Origin of the sequence: Kosakonia sp. SMBL-WEM22, from assembly GCF_014490785.1 — a bacterium.
Taxonomy (GTDB): Bacteria; Pseudomonadota; Gammaproteobacteria; order Enterobacterales; family Enterobacteriaceae; genus Kosakonia.
Map to the genome: position 1 here is coordinate 2,015,471 of NZ_CP051488.1, position 14,464 is coordinate 2,029,934.

Here is a 14,464-nt window from a genome sequence, read left to right on the forward strand (position 1 = left end):
TGAATGAAGGATCTGGCGAAACGTAAAAACGATCACCTCGATATCGTCCTTAACAGCCCACACAGCGCCATGAAACGCACCACTGGTTTTGAGCAGTGGCGTTTTGAACACTGCGCAATGCCGGAGCTGCATCTGGATGAGATCGATCTTGGCTGCAGGCTGTTCGGGAAAACCCTGCGCGCGCCGCTGTTAATAAGCTCGATGACCGGCGGTGCCAGCCGGGCGGCAATGATCAACCGCCATCTGGCACAGGCAGCGCAGGGGCTTGGCCTGGCGATGGGCGTCGGCTCGCAGCGTGTGGCGCTGGAGAGCCAGGAGAACTCTGGCTTAACCCGTGAACTGCGCCAGCTGGCACCGGATATCGCACTGCTCTCAAACCTCGGCGCGGCGCAGATTGCCGGCCCTGAGGGGGTTGATTATGCCCGTCGCGCAGTTGAAATGATTGAAGCTGACGCGCTGATTATTCATCTCAATCCGCTGCAGGAAGCGCTGCAAAGCGGTGGCGATCGCGACTGGCGCGGCGTGCTGGCAGCGATTGAGAAAACCGTGGTGGCACTTCCTGTTCCGGTCGTGGTTAAAGAGGTGGGCGCCGGATTATCCGTCAACGTCGCGCGGCAACTGCGCGACGCCGGTGTGGCGATGCTTGATGTCGCTGGCGCGGGCGGCACCAGCTGGGCGGCGGTTGAGGGCGAGCGCGCCGCCCAGGCACATCATCGCGCCGTGGCGATGGCCTTTGCCAACTGGGGCATTCCGACCGCGCAGGCGCTGACCGACCTGCAACAGGCGATGCCAGAAATGCCGCTTATCGCCTCCGGCGGCATTGCGAACGGCATTGACGCGGCGAAAGCGCTGCGTCTCGGTGCCTCGCTGGTGGGGCAGGCTGCGGCCGTGCTCGGCAGCGCCACCGTCTCGTGTGAAACCGTTGCCGCCCACTTCCAGGTGGTAATTGATCAGCTTCGTGTCGCCTGTTTCTGCACCGGCAGCGCTAACCTGGAGGCGCTACGCCAGGCGACGCTGGTGCGTGAAGCATGAGCCACTATGCTGTGATCTCACCGCCGCTCTACAGCCATATGCGCGCGCTGGAAGCGCTGGCGCAGGCGCTTATCGCGCGCGGCCACCGTATCACCTTTGTTAATCAGGCTGGCGCGCAGCAGTTACTGCACGATCCGCGCATCGGCTTTTGCGCGGTTGGCGAAAAGAGCCATCCGCCCGCCCGCCTGCAACGCACCTTACGCCTGATGGCGCACCCCGCAGGGCCGGGCATTATTCGCCTGATTAAGGATCTGGCGAGCACCACCGATATGCTCTGCCACGCACTGCCTGCCGCGCTGACGCAGCTTGACGTTGATGGGGTGATTGTCGATCAGATGGAGCCTGCCGGTGGGCTGGCGGCAGAGGCGCTGGGCTTGCCGTTTGTCTCCGTCGCCTGCGCGCTGCCGGTTAACCGGGATGAAACCATTCCGCTGCCGGTGATGCCATTTCGCTATGCGCGCGGCGAGCGGCGCAAAAAACTCTACCGCGCCAGCACCCAGGTTTATGACAAGGTGATGGCGCGCCAGAATGCGGTGATCGCTCATCATGCGCGCCGCTTAGGGCTGCCTGCGCGTAACGCGATGCATGAGTGCCTCTCGCCGCTGGCACACATCAGCCAGACGCTGACCTGCTTCGATTTTCCGCGCCAGCTACCCGGCTGGTTTCATGCCGTCGGGCCGCTGCGCCAGCCGCAGGCGGTTACGCCTGATAGGCCAACGAGCGCAGAGCGCCCGCTGATTTTTGCCTCACTCGGCACCTTACAGGGCCACCGCTACCGGCTGTTTCGCACCATCGCCCGCGCCTGTCGGCGCATGAATGTTCGTTTATTGATCGCCCACTGCGGCGGGCTGAACGCGCGTCAGGTTGAGAAGCTGATCGCGCGCGGGGCGGAAGTCACTGACTTTGCCGATCAGACAGCAGTCATGCGCGATGCCGATGTGGTGGTTACCCACGGCGGCATGAATACCGTGATGGACGCCATCAACAGCACCACGCCGATTCTGGTGATCCCGCTGGCCTTCGATCAGCCCGGCGTCGCGGCGCGGGTGGAGTACCAGCAGATTGGTCGCCGGGTATCACGCTTTGCCAGCAGCGCGCGGGTGGAGAAAAACCTGCGCGCGCTGCTGGCGGATAACCGCTACGCCGCAAGGCTTGCCGCAATGCAGCAACCGTTGCAGGAGGCGGGCGGCGCACCGCGCGCGGCGCAGATCGTTGAACTTGCACTGACCAGCAGGCAGCCGGTGATGGCGGGTGCGTTATGAGCCAGCGCTGGGATCTGATCCTCGTGGGCGGCGGGCTGGCGAACGGCCTTATTGCCTGGCGTCTGCATCATGCCCGGCCCGATCTGCGCCTGCTTATGGTTGAAGCGGGCGCACAGCCGGGCGGCAATCACACCTGGTCATTCCATCAGGCGGATCTGACGGAGGCACAGCACCGCTGGATCGCCCCGTTGGTCAGCCACCGCTGGCCGGGCTACGAAGTGCGTTTTCCGGCGCGCCAGCGTACGCTGGAGGGCGGCTATCTCAGCATCAGTTCAGAGCACTTCGCGCAGAAACTTACCGACACTCTCGGCGCTGCGCTATTAACGGATACGCCGGTCACGGGCCTGACGCCGCAGAGCGTGACGCTTGCGAGCGGGGAAACGCTGCACGCCGGGGCGGTGATTGACGGGCGCGGCTACCTACCGGATGCCCATCTGACCCCAGGTTTTCAATCTTTTCTCGGCCAGCACTGGCAGCTTGCCGAGCCGCACCTGCTTCAGCAGCCGATTTTGATGGATGCCACCGTCGACCAGGCCCAGGGATACCGTTTTGTCTACACCTTGCCGCTCTCGGCGCGCGAGGTGCTGATCGAAGACACCCACTATATTGACCGACCCACCCTCAGCGGCGATGAGGCGCGCCAGCACATCTCGGATTACGCACGCCAGCAGGGCTGGAGGCTGACCACGCTGGTGCGTGAAGAGCAGGGTAACTTGCCGATCACGCTGGATGGCGATATTCGCGCCTTCTGGCAGTCGCGCGCGTCGCAACCCTGTAGCGGCCTGCGCGCCGGGCTGTTCCACGCCACAACCGGCTACTCTCTGCCGCACGCGGTGGCGCTGGCGGATCTTATCGCTGCGCAGCCGGCACCTGAGGGCGATAAACTCTTTACCCTGATCAAGCACTACGCTGAGCGCGTCTGGCGTCAGCAGCGCTTCTACCGCATGCTCAACCGCATGCTGTTTCTGGCGGGCGACGCCAGCGCGCGATGGCAGGTGATGCAGCGTTTTTATGGCCTCAACCCGGCGCTGATCGCCCGCTTTTACGCCGACAGACTTACCTTTTTTGATAAAGCGCGGATCCTGACAGGAAAACCGCCGGTACCGGTGGGCGAAGCCATGCGCGCCGTACTTAAACACACACCTGGACTGCGAGCCTTCAATCATGAATAAAACCATCGTCATCGGGGCCGGATTCGGCGGGCTGGCGTTAGCCATTCGGCTGCAGGCGGCGGGCGTGCCAACCGTGCTGCTGGAGCAGCGCGACAAGCCCGGCGGCCGCGCCTATGTCTATCAGGATCAGGGCTTTACCTTTGACGCCGGGCCAACGGTGATTACCGATCCCAGCGCCATTGAAGAGCTTTTTACGCTGTCCGGTAAAAAGATGGCGGATTACGTCGATCTGCTGCCGGTGACGCCGTTCTATCGCCTCTGCTGGGAGCAGGGGAAGGTGTTTGATTACGACAACGATCAGGCTCGTCTGGAAGCGCAGATCCGCCGCTTTAACGAGCGCGACGTCGAGGGCTATCGCCGTTTTCTCGACTACTCAAAAGCGGTGTTTAAAGAGGGCTACCTGAAGCTTGGCACCGTCCCGTTCCTCTCCTTCCGCGATATGCTGCGCGCCGGCCCGCAGCTGATGCGCTTGCAGGCGTGGCGCAGCGTCTACAGCATGGTCTCCAAATTTATTGAGGATGAGCATCTGCGCCAGGCCTTCTCCTTCCACTCGCTGTTGGTGGGCGGTAACCCTTTTGCCACCTCGTCGATCTATACGCTGATCCACGCCCTTGAGCGGGAGTGGGGCGTCTGGTTTGCCCGCGGCGGCACCGGGGCGCTGGTGCAGGGAATGGTGAAGCTGTTTGAAGATCTCGGCGGCACGCTGGAGCTGAACGCCGAAGTGAGCAAGCTGGAGGCGGACGGGAAACGTATTACCGGCGTCGAGTTAAAAGATGGCCGCCGCATTCCGGCCGCCGCCGTGGCGTCGAATGCCGATGTGGTGCACACCTACGAGAAGCTGCTTGGCCACCATCCAACCGGGGCGAAACGCGCCGCCTCGCTGAAGCGTAAGCGCATGAGCAACTCGTTGTTTGTGCTCTATTTTGGTCTCAATCATCATCACGATCAGCTGGCGCACCACACCGTCTGCTTTGGGCCGCGCTATAAGGAACTGATTGAGGAGATCTTCCACGGCGAAGCGCTGGCGGAGGACTTTTCCCTCTATCTGCATGCGCCTTGTGTCACCGATCCCTCGCTGGCACCGCCCGGCTGCGGCAGCTATTACGTGCTTGCGCCGGTGCCGCACCTTGGCACCGCGAAGATCGACTGGGCCGTCGAGGGGCCGCGCCTGCGCGATCGCATCTTTGCCTATCTTGAGCAACACTATATGCCCGGCCTACGCGAGCAGCTGGTCACCGAGCGCATGTTCACCCCGGTCGACTTCCGCGACCAGCTTAGTGCGCACCTCGGCTCCGCCTTCTCCGTGGAGCCGATCCTGCGCCAGAGCGCCTGGTTCCGCCCCCATAACCGTGATAGCGAGATCGATAATCTCTATCTCGTTGGTGCAGGGACTCACCCGGGAGCGGGCATTCCCGGCGTGATCGGTTCGGCGAAAGCGACGGCAGGGTTGATGGTTGAGGCGCTCAGCGGATGAATGATGCGTTAATGAGCCATGCGACGGAGACGATAACCGTCGGCTCGAAAAGTTTTGCCACCGCCTCGAAGCTGTTCGATCCCGCCACGCGCCGCAGCGCGCTGATGCTCTATGCCTGGTGCCGCTACTGCGATGATGTGATTGATGAGCAGGAGCTCGGCTTTCGCACTGCGCTGCCGCAGCAGGAGAGCGCGCTGGCGCGCCTTGAGATGCTGCGCCTAGAGACCCAGCGCGCCTTTGACGGCGAAGCGATGAACCAACCGGCGTTTGCCGCCTTCCAGGAGGTGGTCACGCAGCATGAGATGCCCGCTCAGCTGGCCTTTGCGCACCTCGAGGGGTTCGCCATGGATGTGCGCGAAACCCACTATCACACCTTTGATGATACGCTGCGCTACTGTTATCACGTTGCGGGCGTAGTTGGCCTGATGATGGCGTGGATCATGGGCGTGCGCGATGAAGCGGTGCTCGATCGCGCCTGCGATTTAGGGCTGGCATTCCAGTTAACCAATATTGCCCGCGACATTGTTGAAGATGCCGAAAATGGGCGCTGTTATCTGCCTGCGCAGTGGCTGGCGGAGGAGGGGATGAGGGCCAGTGAGATCGCCGACCCGGCGAAACGGCAGCATATCGCGCGGCTGGCACGCAGGCTGGTGATGGCCGCTGAACCCTATTACGCGTCGGCGAAAGCGGGGCTACGCGGCCTGCCGCTGCGCTCGGCGTGGGCGATTGCCGCCGCGCACGGCGTCTACCGGCAGATAGGCATTAAAGTGATGGCCGCCGGACCGGCAGCATGGGAACAGCGCCAGGGCACCAGCAAGGCCGAGAAGCTCGGCTTACTGGCGAAAGGCGCAGGAATGGCGCTTACTTCCCGTCTGTCGCAGCCTGCGCCGCGTCCTGCTCACCTTTGGCAGCGTTCTCGCGCGCGCTGACCTTCTCCTCATGCTCCGCCCGTTTGCGCTGGCGCAGGGTCTGTTGCAGATCCTCAACCGGCGGGGCATAGAGAAAACCAAATGAGACACAGTCGGCTTTGCCGCGCACCGCGTGGTGCAGGCGGTGCGCCATATAGAGGCGTTTCAGGTAGCCGCGGCGCGGCACGTAGCGAAACGGCCAGCGCTGATGCACCAGCCCGTCATGTACCATAAAGTAGAGCGCGCCATAGAGCGTCATGCCTGCGCCAATCCACTGCAGCGGCCAGAAACCGGCGGTGCCGAGGGCGATCAGCACAATCGCCAGCAGGGCGAAGACCACGGCGTAGAGATCGTTGACTTCAAAGGCGCCGGTGCGCGGTTCGTGGTGCGAGCGGTGCCAGCCCCAGCCCCAGCCATGCATGACATATTTATGCGCAAGCGTGGCGATAATCTCCATCGCGGCGACGGTAGCAAGCGTGATCAGCGTGTTCCATAAGACGAGCATCGGTATCCCTTATTAACCGGACATCCATTGACTCTAGTGCAGTCGCGCGGATACACAACGACAGCGGCGGGTTTTTTATCGCCGCCGGCGCGAAAAGTGCCGCACCGGCTGGCGATCTGCGATCTTAGCGACCGGCTTTTAGCTTCTGATAATACTCTTCATACAGCGCGCTGGCGCTGCCAACATCATTTTGCCACTCGCCCTTGCTGATGGTTTCCGCATCCGGGTAGAGGGATTTGTCGTTAGCCACTTCTGGCTTGAGCAACTTACGTGCGGCGAGGTTTGGTGTCGGGTAGCCGATGGTTTCCGCCACCTGTTTGGCGATCTCCGGGCGCAGCAGGAAGTTAATCAGCTTCAGCGCGCCGTCGACGTTTTTCGCGTTCGCCGGGATCGCCAGGCTGTCCATCCAGAAGATACCGCCCTCTTTAGGCCACACCACCTCCAGCGGCGTGCCCGCTTCGCGCGCAACGAACGCCGAACCATTCCACACCATCCCAAGATTCACTTCCCCCTCCATATAGGGGTTAGCTGGGTTATCGGAGTTGAAGGCGGCGACGTTCGGCATCAGTTTTTGCAGCTCTTTGTAAGCCGCTTCAATCTCTTTCGGATCGGTGGTGTTACCAGAGTAACCGAGCTTGCGTAGCGCCATCTGGAACACTTCACGGGCGTCATCCGTCAGCAGCAGGCTGCTTTTATACTCCGGTTTCCACAGATCGGCCCAACTGATGACGCTTTTCGGATCGATCTCGTCGCTATTGATGCCAATCGCCGTTGCGCCCCAGATATAGGGGATCGAGTAGTCGTTGCTCGGGTCGAAGGGCTTGTTGAGCATCTGCGGATCGAGGTTGTGGAAGTTGGTCAGCTTCGACTTATCGATCTTCTGAATCATCCCCTCTTTGCGCATTTTGTCGACAAAGTAGGTGGAGGGGACCACCAGATCGTAGGCACCCTCTTTATAGGTCTTCAGCTTGGCATACATCGTCTCATTCGACTCGTAGGTCGAGTAGATCACTTTGATGCCGGTCTCTTTGGTGAACTGCTCCAGCAGGCCTGGCGGCACATACTCGGTCCAGTTATAGAAGTAGAGCGTTTTGTTATCATCCGCGTGCGCGGCGCTGATACCGAAGGCGAGCGCGCCTGCGGCGAGCAGGTGGCGTGACCATTTTTTCATTAAGTTGTCCTCTTAGCTTTCGTCGTATCGCGAGCAATCAGCTGGCTGGCGATCACCAGCACCAGCGACAGCACTAACAGAATCGTGGCCAGCGCGTTCACCTCCGGCGAAACACCCACTTTGACCATCGAATAAATTTTCAGCGGCAGGATCTCATACCCTGGTCCGGTGACAAACGAAGAGACCACCACATCGTCCATCGACAGGGTAAAGCTGAGCAGCCAGCCCGCCGCCACGGCAGGCAGCGCCAGCGGCAGGATAATCTTGCGCAAAATGGTGAACTCGCTGGCACCGAGATCTTTCGCCGCCTCCAGCATGCGCACATCAAACCCTTTCAGGCGCGAGAAGACCGTCACCACCACAAAGGGGAGGCAGAAGGTGATGTGCGAGAAGAGCAGCGACATAAAGCCGAGCTGCACGCCGAGCAGCATAAACAGCACCAGCAGGGAGATCGCCATCACGATATCCGGCGACATCATCACCACAAACAGCATGCCGCTGACAAATGGCTTGCCGCGAAAGCGGTAGCGGTAAAGCGCCACTGCCGTCAGTGCGCCGATAAGCGTCGCAAAGGTGGCAGATAGCACCGCCATGGTCAGCGAGTGCTGCGCCGCCTGCAACAGGCTGTCATTATTCATCAGCAGGCCGTACCACTTGGTCGAAAAACCCTGCCAGTTGATGCCGAAGCGCGAACTGTTAAAGGAGTTCACGATCAGGATGATGATCGGAATATAGAGGTAAGCGTAAATGGCGGCCATAAAACCGCCTCTGAAGAGACGACCGATCATTCCAGCTCCACCTTTTTATTAAGCAGACGCGCGGCGCGCCAGTAAACCAGCAGCATCAGCCCCATCACCAGCGTCAGGGTGATACTGGTCGCCGAGCCGAACGGCCAGTCGCGAATATTGAGGAACTGGCTCTTAATCACGTTGCCGATCAGCAGGTTTTTCGCTCCGCCCATTAAGTCCGAGACGTAGAACAGCCCCATTGCCGGCAGCATCACCAGCAGGCAGCCAGCGATGATTCCCGGCATGGTGAGTGGAATGATAATGCGCAGAAAGGTTTGCAGCTTACTAGCACCGAGATCTTTCGCCGCTTCCAGCAGCGGTTTGTCGAGCTTCTCAATGCTGGAGTAGAGCGGCATCACCATAAACGGCAGCAGAATATAGACCAGGCCAATAATCACCGCGCCTGGCGTAAACATGATGCGCACGGGCGTGTCGATCACCCCCAGCCAGAGCAGGAATTCGTTGAGATAGCCTTTGGTGCTAAGGAAGATCTTCAGCCCGTAGATGCGGATCAGCGAGTTGGTCCAGAAGGGGACAATCAGCAAAAAGAGCAGCAGCGGGCGCACGTTCGCCGGAAGCTTTGCCAGAAACCACGCAAAGGGGTAGCCGAGCAGCAGGCAGGCGAGGGTGGCAATTAGCGCCATATTTAGCGAGTGGAGCAGCACATCGAAATAGAGCGGATCGAGCAGCCGCGCGTAGTTATCCAGCGTGAAGACCAGTTTGACGAAGCTGGCGTCGTCGCGGGTCAAAAAGCTGGTGGCGATGATCATCAGGTTCGGCAGGAAGACAAACAGCACCAGCCAGCCGACGATGGTCGCGATCACCGCTTTCTGGAATTTACTTGTGCTCTTCATCAGCCAGCACGACCTCCCAGCTCTCGACCCAGTTGATGGCCATCTTCTGATCCAGCGAGTGGTCAAAGTCGGGATCGTCTTCGTTAAAGAACTCGCTGACCATCACCATCTTGCCGTTTTCCAGCTCAACCATCGACTCCAGGGTCATGCCTTTATAGTTGCGCTCGCGCACGTAGCCAATCAGCCCTTCGACCTCGGCAATATCGTTGATCTCTTCAACGCGCAGATCTTCCGGGCGCAGCAGCACATTGAGCTGCTGACCACTCTCCACCGGGAAGTTGACGTAAATATTGCACTCGCGCCCTTCGACATTGGCGCGCACGCGGCTCTCGTCGAGACGCTCCATCACCGTGGCGCTGAAGATATTGATTTCGCCGATAAAGCTGGCGACAAAGAGGTTTTTCGGCTCTTCGTAAATCTCACGCGGCGTGCCATCCTGCTCAATGCGCCCGTTGCGCATCACCACGATGCGATCGGACATTGTCAGGGCCTCTTCCTGATCGTGGGTTACAAAGACGAAGGTGATGCCAAGCTTGCGCTGCAACGCTTTCAGTTCGTTCTGCATCTGCTTGCGCAGCTTGTAATCGAGGGCGGAGAGGGACTCATCCAGCAGCAGTAAACGTGGTTTATTGACCACCGCGCGGGCGATGGCGACGCGTTGCTGCTGGCCGCCGGAGAGCTGGTGCGGTTTACGCTGGGCGAACTCATCCAGCTGCACCATGCGCAGCGCCTCGGTAACGCGCGGGCCGATTTCGGCCGCAGGCGTCTTTTGCATCCGCAGGCCAAACGCCACGTTTTCAAACACGGTCATGTGCGGGAAGAGGGCGTAACTTTGAAAAACGGTATTCACATGGCGATGTTCCGCTGGAACGTGGGTAATATCCTGGTTATCCAGCTGGATATGACCGACATCGACGCTCTCAAGACCGGCTATCAGGCGCAAAACCGTAGTTTTACCGCAGCCGGAAGGGCCGAGCAGCGTAAGAAATTCGCCGTTATTAATGGTGAGATTGAAATCGGAGATTACCGTTTTGCCATCAAAGCTTTTGCGAAGACCGGCCAGCTCAACCAGCGGTGAACGCGAACGCGATTGTGTATTCAATTTTTGACTCTGTCCCGTGTTTGCGCATCGGAGGGCGTATCAGATGCGGGGTTTGTGATGAACCACCTTCAGGGTTGTGCACGATTTAAGGGCTGGCATTCTACGGCAAAGCGGTTAAATCGCCAATCGTTGATGGCTTTTCCCCGCTCAATCAGTCACTTTCTCAACTACGTTTAATACGACGAACTTTAAAATATTCTCGTTTACCGGGTAAAAGTGACCTGACGCAATATTTGTCTTTTCACGCTTACTGATAATGTTGTGACATTTTGTTTGGGGGCTTTATGGATAAATTATTAGAGCGCTTTTTGCAGTACGTAACGCTGGATACGCAATCGAAGCCCGGCGTGCGGCAGGTGCCAAGTACGGATAGCCAATGGAAGCTCCTGCATTTACTGCAAGACCAGCTTACTGAGATGGGGCTGGTGGACGTGACCTTAAGCGATAAGGGCACGCTGATGGCGAAACTGCCATCTAACGTCGACAAGCCGGTTCCGGCCATTGGTTTTATCTCCCACGTCGACACCTCGCCCGACTTTAGCGGCAAAAACGTTAACCCACAGATCCTCGAAAACTACCGTGGCGGTGATATTGCGCTGGGTGTCGGCGACGAAATCCTTTCGCCGGTGATGTTCCCGGTGCTGCATCAGCTGCTCGGCCATACGCTGATTACTACCGACGGCAAAACCCTGCTTGGCGCAGATGATAAAGCGGGCGTGGCGGAGATCATGACCGCGCTGTCGGTGCTGAAGGCAAAAAACACTCCTCACGGTGATATCTGCGTGGCCTTCACGCCCGATGAAGAGGTGGGCAAAGGGGCGAAATATTTCGATGTTGAAGCCTTTGGCGCGAAGTGGGCCTACACCATGGATGGCAGCGGCATTGGCGAGCTGGAGTTTGAGAACTTCAACGCCGCCTCGGTGACGGTGAAAATCGTGGGTAATAACGTTCACCCCGGCACGGCAAAAGGGGTGATGGTCAATGCCATGACGCTCGCCAGCAAAATTCATGCGCGTATACCAGAAGAGGAGAGCCCGGAGCAGACCGAAGGGTACGAGGGCTTTTACCATCTCACTAGCATTAAAGGCACGGTGGATCGCGCCGAAATGCACTACATAATCCGTGATTTTGAGCGCGCATCGTTTGAAGCGCGCAAACGCAAGATGATGGAGATCGCCAAAGAGGTGGGCAAAGGGTTGCACCCGGATTGCTATATCGAACTGGTGATTGAAGACAGTTATTACAATATGCGCGAGAAGGTGGCGGAGTTTCCGCACATTATCGACATTGCCCAGCAGGCGATGCGCGATTGCGATATCGAACCGGAGATGAAACCGATCCGCGGCGGCACCGACGGCGCCCAGCTCTCCTTTATGGGGCTGCCCTGCCCGAATATCTTTACCGGCGGCTACAACTATCACGGCAAACACGAGTTCGCCACCCTGAACGGCATGGAGAAAGCGGTGCAGGTGATTGTGCGAATCGCAGAGTTAACCGCCGAACGTGAGACAACGCAGGGGGGATTCCCGGCACGGTAGGCCTTGCCGGATGGCGGCGTACCGCCTTATCCGGCCTACGGGTTCGCATGTTTTTTGGGTTTTGTAGGCCTGTTAAGCGTAGCGCCATCAGGCAGTATGCCGGGCACGGTGCATATTGCCGGATAGCGGCGTAAACGCCTTATCCGGCCTACGGATTCGCATGTTTTTGGGTTTTGTAGGCCTGATAAGCGTAGCGCCATCAGGCAGTATGCCGGGCGCGGTGCACATTGCCGGATGGCGGCGTAAACGCCTTATCCGGCTTACGGGTTCGCATGTTTTTTGGGTTTTGTAGGCCTGATAAGCGTAGCGCCATCAGGCAGTATGTCGGGCGCGGTGCACATTGCCGGATGGCGGCGTAAACGCCTTATCCGGCCTACAGGTTCGCATGTTTTTGGGTTTTGTAGGCCTGATAAGCGTAGCGCCATCAGGCAGTATGCCGGGCGCGGTGCACATTGCCGGATGGCGGCGTAAACGCCTTATCCGGCCTACGGGTTCGCATGTTTTTGGGTTTTGTAGGCCTGATAAGCGTAGCGCCATCAGGCAGTATGTCGGACACGGTGCACATTGCCGGATGGCGGCGTAAACGCCTTATCCGGCCTACGGGTTCGCATGTTTTTTGGGTTTTGTAGGCCTGATAAGCGCAGCGCCATCAGGCAGTATGCCGGGCACGGTGCACATTGCCGGATGGCGGCGTAAACGCCTTATCCGGCCTACGGGTTCGCATATTTTTTGGGTTTTGTAGGCCTGATAAGCGTAGCGCCATCAGGCAACAGGAATGGCGAATGGAAAAGGAGTTTCCAGATGTCTGACTATCGTCGTCATTATGTGCCCGGCGGCACCTGGTTTTTCACCGTCAACCTGCGCGATCGGCGCAGCGACCTTCTTACCCGCCATATTGATACGCTGCGTCGCGCGACGCTCACGGTGAAACGCCGCCAGCCATTTCATATCAACGCCTGGGTTATCCTGCCGGAGCATATGCACTGTATCTGGACATTACCCGAAAACGATGATGATTTTTCCGGGCGCTGGCGTGAGCTTAAGAAAGCCTTTAGCAAGTCGCTCGGGCAGAGAGAGGTCTGGCAGCCGCGCTTTTGGGAGCACACTATCCGCAATGAACGGGATTACCGGAATCATATGGATTATGTGTATATCAACCCGGTAAAACATGGATGGGTGAAATGTACTGAGCAATGGCCCTTTTCCACCTTTCATCGCGATGTCCGCGCCGGAGTCTATCCGAAAGATTGGTCAGGTGAGATCGTTGATATGGAGGCCGGGGAACGGCGTTAATGCATTGCCGGATGGCGGCGTAAACGCCTTATCCGGCCTACGGGTTCGCATATTTTTTGGGTTTTGTAGGCCTGATAAGCGTAGCGCCATCAGGCAGTATGCCGGACACGGTGCACATTGCCGGATGGCGGCGTAAACGCCTTATCCGGCCTACGGGTTCGCATGTTTTTTGGGTGTTGTAGGCCTGATAAGCGCAGCGCCATCAGGCATGATGCCGGATGGCGCCAAAGGAGATTAATCCTCGAAGAACCAGTACCCGCTGTTTACCAGTGCGGCAAGCATCGCGAGGAAGGAGGGATCGTCCAGCGCATCGCCAAACATCTCGCCGGAGAGAACGCTATGGCGAGCCAGCGCTTCGAGCGCCGGGCGGTGCGGGGAGTTGATCTTCTCGCCGTTGGCGTAGACATCGTCGCCAATACGCAACACGCGCAGACCGCCGAGACGCGCCAGCTTGTCACCCTGTTTCAGCGCATCGTAGATCTCATCCGGCTGATAGGGCGGCTCTGGCGGGGCGATATCCAGCTCATGACGCGACTGGGAGATAAACTCGCCGAGCCACTCGTTAAACTGTGCCGGTTGATTAATCAGCCCGAGCATCATTTCGCGCAGCTTATCCAGCTCCTGCGGCAGGATATCTGCCGGGTGCTCACGCTCCGGCACGTCCGGATCGCTGTAGCGCTGGCTGCCCAGTTCACGTTGCAGCACGTAATCGGCAAAGCCGCTGATCAGTTCACGCCCGCTCGGCGCACGGAAACCGACTGAATAGTTGAGCGAGTTTTCCAGCGAGTAGCCTTCGTGCGGGAAGCCAGGCGGAATATAGAGGATATCGCCCGGTTCCATCTCTTCATCGATAAGCGCATCGAAAGGATCAACCTGCAGCAGATCCGGGTGAGGGCAGTGCTGTTTCAGCGGCACTTTATCCCCGACGCGCCAGCGGCGACGGCCGCTGCCCTGAATAATAAACACATCATACTGATCGAGATGCGGCCCGACGCCGCCGCCCGGCACTGAGAAGGAGATCATCAGGTCATCGGTGCGCCAGTCCGGCAGCACGCGGAAGGGGCGCATCAGCGCCGCGGCAGGCTGATGCCAGTGGTTCACTGCCTGCACCAGCAGCGACCAGTTGTTTTCGCCCATGTGATCGTAACTCTCAAATGGGCCATGGCTTACCTGCCATTTGCCATCAAGATGGCTGACCAGACGGCTATCGACTTCGTTCTCCATCGCCAGCCCTGCCAGTTCGTCCGGGCTAATCGGGTCGACGAAATCCTTGATTCCGCGTTTCAGCACCACCGGGCGTTTCTGCCAGTAGCGTTGAATAAAATCTGGCCAGTTTATCTCTACGTGATATTCCATATACATTTC

At 58.9% G+C, this 14,464-nt stretch carries 13 protein-coding genes; 7 read left to right on the forward strand and 6 right to left on the reverse strand.

Translation table 11 applies throughout. The features are described from left to right. The first annotated feature begins 3 nt into the window (after positions 1-3). Genes fni through crtB form a run of 5 tightly spaced genes read left to right on the forward strand, consistent with a single transcriptional unit; the run spans position 4 to position 5,869 of the window. Positions 4-1,032, forward strand: a complete 1,029-nt coding sequence (fni, locus tag HF650_RS09505; RefSeq protein WP_187802138.1) for a type 2 isopentenyl-diphosphate Delta-isomerase — start codon at positions 4-6, stop codon at positions 1,030-1,032. After that, positions 1,029-2,294 carry a glycosyltransferase gene (locus tag HF650_RS09510; protein ID WP_187802139.1) on the forward strand — a complete coding sequence of 422 codons (1,266 nt, stop codon included), beginning with the start codon at positions 1,029-1,031 and terminating at the stop codon, positions 2,292-2,294. Before fni ends, HF650_RS09510 begins: the two co-directional genes overlap by 4 nt. Beyond that, positions 2,291-3,466 (forward strand): lycopene beta-cyclase CrtY, encoded by a 1,176-nt coding sequence (gene crtY / locus HF650_RS09515; protein ID WP_187802140.1) that lies wholly within the window; start codon positions 2,291-2,293, stop codon positions 3,464-3,466. Before HF650_RS09510 ends, crtY begins: the two co-directional genes overlap by 4 nt. After that, entirely contained in the window at positions 3,459-4,940 is a 1,482-nt protein-coding gene (locus tag HF650_RS09520; protein WP_187802141.1) for a phytoene desaturase, read from the forward strand. The genes crtY and HF650_RS09520 overlap by 8 nt, the downstream gene beginning before the upstream one ends. Continuing rightward, a complete protein-coding gene (gene crtB, locus HF650_RS09525) occupies positions 4,937-5,869 on the forward strand; it encodes a 15-cis-phytoene synthase CrtB (RefSeq protein WP_187802142.1) in 933 nt (310 codons plus the stop codon). The genes HF650_RS09520 and crtB overlap by 4 nt, the downstream gene beginning before the upstream one ends. Here the strand turns inward: crtB and HF650_RS09530 are convergent. From HF650_RS09530 to potA, 5 genes are all read right to left on the reverse strand, one after another. Further along, positions 5,802-6,353, reverse strand: coding sequence for a sterol desaturase family protein (locus tag HF650_RS09530; RefSeq protein WP_187802145.1), 552 nt, complete (start codon positions 6,351-6,353; stop codon positions 5,802-5,804). The two genes, crtB and HF650_RS09530, sit on opposite strands and share 68 nt — an antisense overlap. 124 nt (positions 6,354-6,477) lie before the next feature. Next, a complete protein-coding gene (gene potD / locus HF650_RS09535) occupies positions 6,478-7,524 on the reverse strand; it encodes a spermidine/putrescine ABC transporter substrate-binding protein PotD (RefSeq protein ID WP_187802148.1) in 1,047 nt (348 codons plus the stop codon). After that, positions 7,524-8,312: a spermidine/putrescine ABC transporter permease PotC gene (gene potC / locus HF650_RS09540; RefSeq protein WP_187802149.1), complete on the reverse strand. Its 789-nt coding sequence runs from the start codon at positions 8,310-8,312 to the stop codon at positions 7,524-7,526. Before potC ends, potD begins: the two co-directional genes overlap by 1 nt. Then, a complete protein-coding gene (potB, locus tag HF650_RS09545) occupies positions 8,309-9,166 on the reverse strand; it encodes a spermidine/putrescine ABC transporter permease PotB (RefSeq protein ID WP_187802150.1) in 858 nt (285 codons plus the stop codon). Before potB ends, potC begins: the two co-directional genes overlap by 4 nt. Next, positions 9,150-10,268: a spermidine/putrescine ABC transporter ATP-binding protein PotA gene (potA, locus tag HF650_RS09550; protein WP_187802151.1), complete on the reverse strand. Its 1,119-nt coding sequence runs from the start codon at positions 10,266-10,268 to the stop codon at positions 9,150-9,152. Before potA ends, potB begins: the two co-directional genes overlap by 17 nt. 284 nt (positions 10,269-10,552) lie before the next feature. Here potA and pepT point away from each other — a divergent pair, with 284 nt between their 5' ends. Together pepT and HF650_RS09560 are read left to right on the forward strand one after the other, a co-directional pair. After that, a complete protein-coding gene (gene pepT / locus HF650_RS09555; protein WP_187802152.1) occupies positions 10,553-11,806 on the forward strand; it encodes a peptidase T in 1,254 nt (417 codons plus the stop codon). A gap of 801 nt (positions 11,807-12,607) precedes the next feature. Further along, positions 12,608-13,099, forward strand: a complete 492-nt coding sequence (locus HF650_RS09560) for a transposase (protein ID WP_187802153.1) — start codon at positions 12,608-12,610, stop codon at positions 13,097-13,099. Positions 13,100-13,333: 234 nt separating this feature from the next. On the opposite strand, the gene HF650_RS09565 is transcribed toward HF650_RS09560, so the two are convergent. After that, positions 13,334-14,455: a cupin domain-containing protein gene (locus HF650_RS09565; protein ID WP_187802154.1), complete on the reverse strand. Its 1,122-nt coding sequence runs from the start codon at positions 14,453-14,455 to the stop codon at positions 13,334-13,336. Positions 14,456-14,464 lie beyond the last annotated feature (9 nt).

Bases quoted from the DNA above. Each gene is read 5' to 3' on its own strand.
- fni (WP_187802138.1), top strand. From the start codon at position 4: ATGAAGGATCTGGCGAAACGTAAAAACGATCACCTCGATATCGTCCTT.
- HF650_RS09510 (WP_187802139.1), top strand. From the start codon at position 1,029: ATGAGCCACTATGCTGTGATCTCACCGCCGCTCTACAGCCATATGCGC.
- crtY (WP_187802140.1), top strand. From the start codon at position 2,291: ATGAGCCAGCGCTGGGATCTGATCCTCGTGGGCGGCGGGCTGGCGAAC.
- HF650_RS09520 (WP_187802141.1), top strand. From the start codon at position 3,459: ATGAATAAAACCATCGTCATCGGGGCCGGATTCGGCGGGCTGGCGTTA.
- crtB (WP_187802142.1), top strand. From the start codon at position 4,937: ATGAATGATGCGTTAATGAGCCATGCGACGGAGACGATAACCGTCGGC.
- HF650_RS09530 (WP_187802145.1), bottom strand. From the start codon at position 6,353: ATGCTCGTCTTATGGAACACGCTGATCACGCTTGCTACCGTCGCCGCG.
- potD (WP_187802148.1), bottom strand. From the start codon at position 7,524: ATGAAAAAATGGTCACGCCACCTGCTCGCCGCAGGCGCGCTCGCCTTC.
- potC (WP_187802149.1), bottom strand. From the start codon at position 8,312: ATGATCGGTCGTCTCTTCAGAGGCGGTTTTATGGCCGCCATTTACGCT.
- potB (WP_187802150.1), bottom strand. From the start codon at position 9,166: ATGAAGAGCACAAGTAAATTCCAGAAAGCGGTGATCGCGACCATCGTC.
- pepT (WP_187802152.1), top strand. From the start codon at position 10,553: ATGGATAAATTATTAGAGCGCTTTTTGCAGTACGTAACGCTGGATACG.
- HF650_RS09560 (WP_187802153.1), top strand. From the start codon at position 12,608: ATGTCTGACTATCGTCGTCATTATGTGCCCGGCGGCACCTGGTTTTTC.
- HF650_RS09565 (WP_187802154.1), bottom strand. From the start codon at position 14,455: ATGGAATATCACGTAGAGATAAACTGGCCAGATTTTATTCAACGCTAC.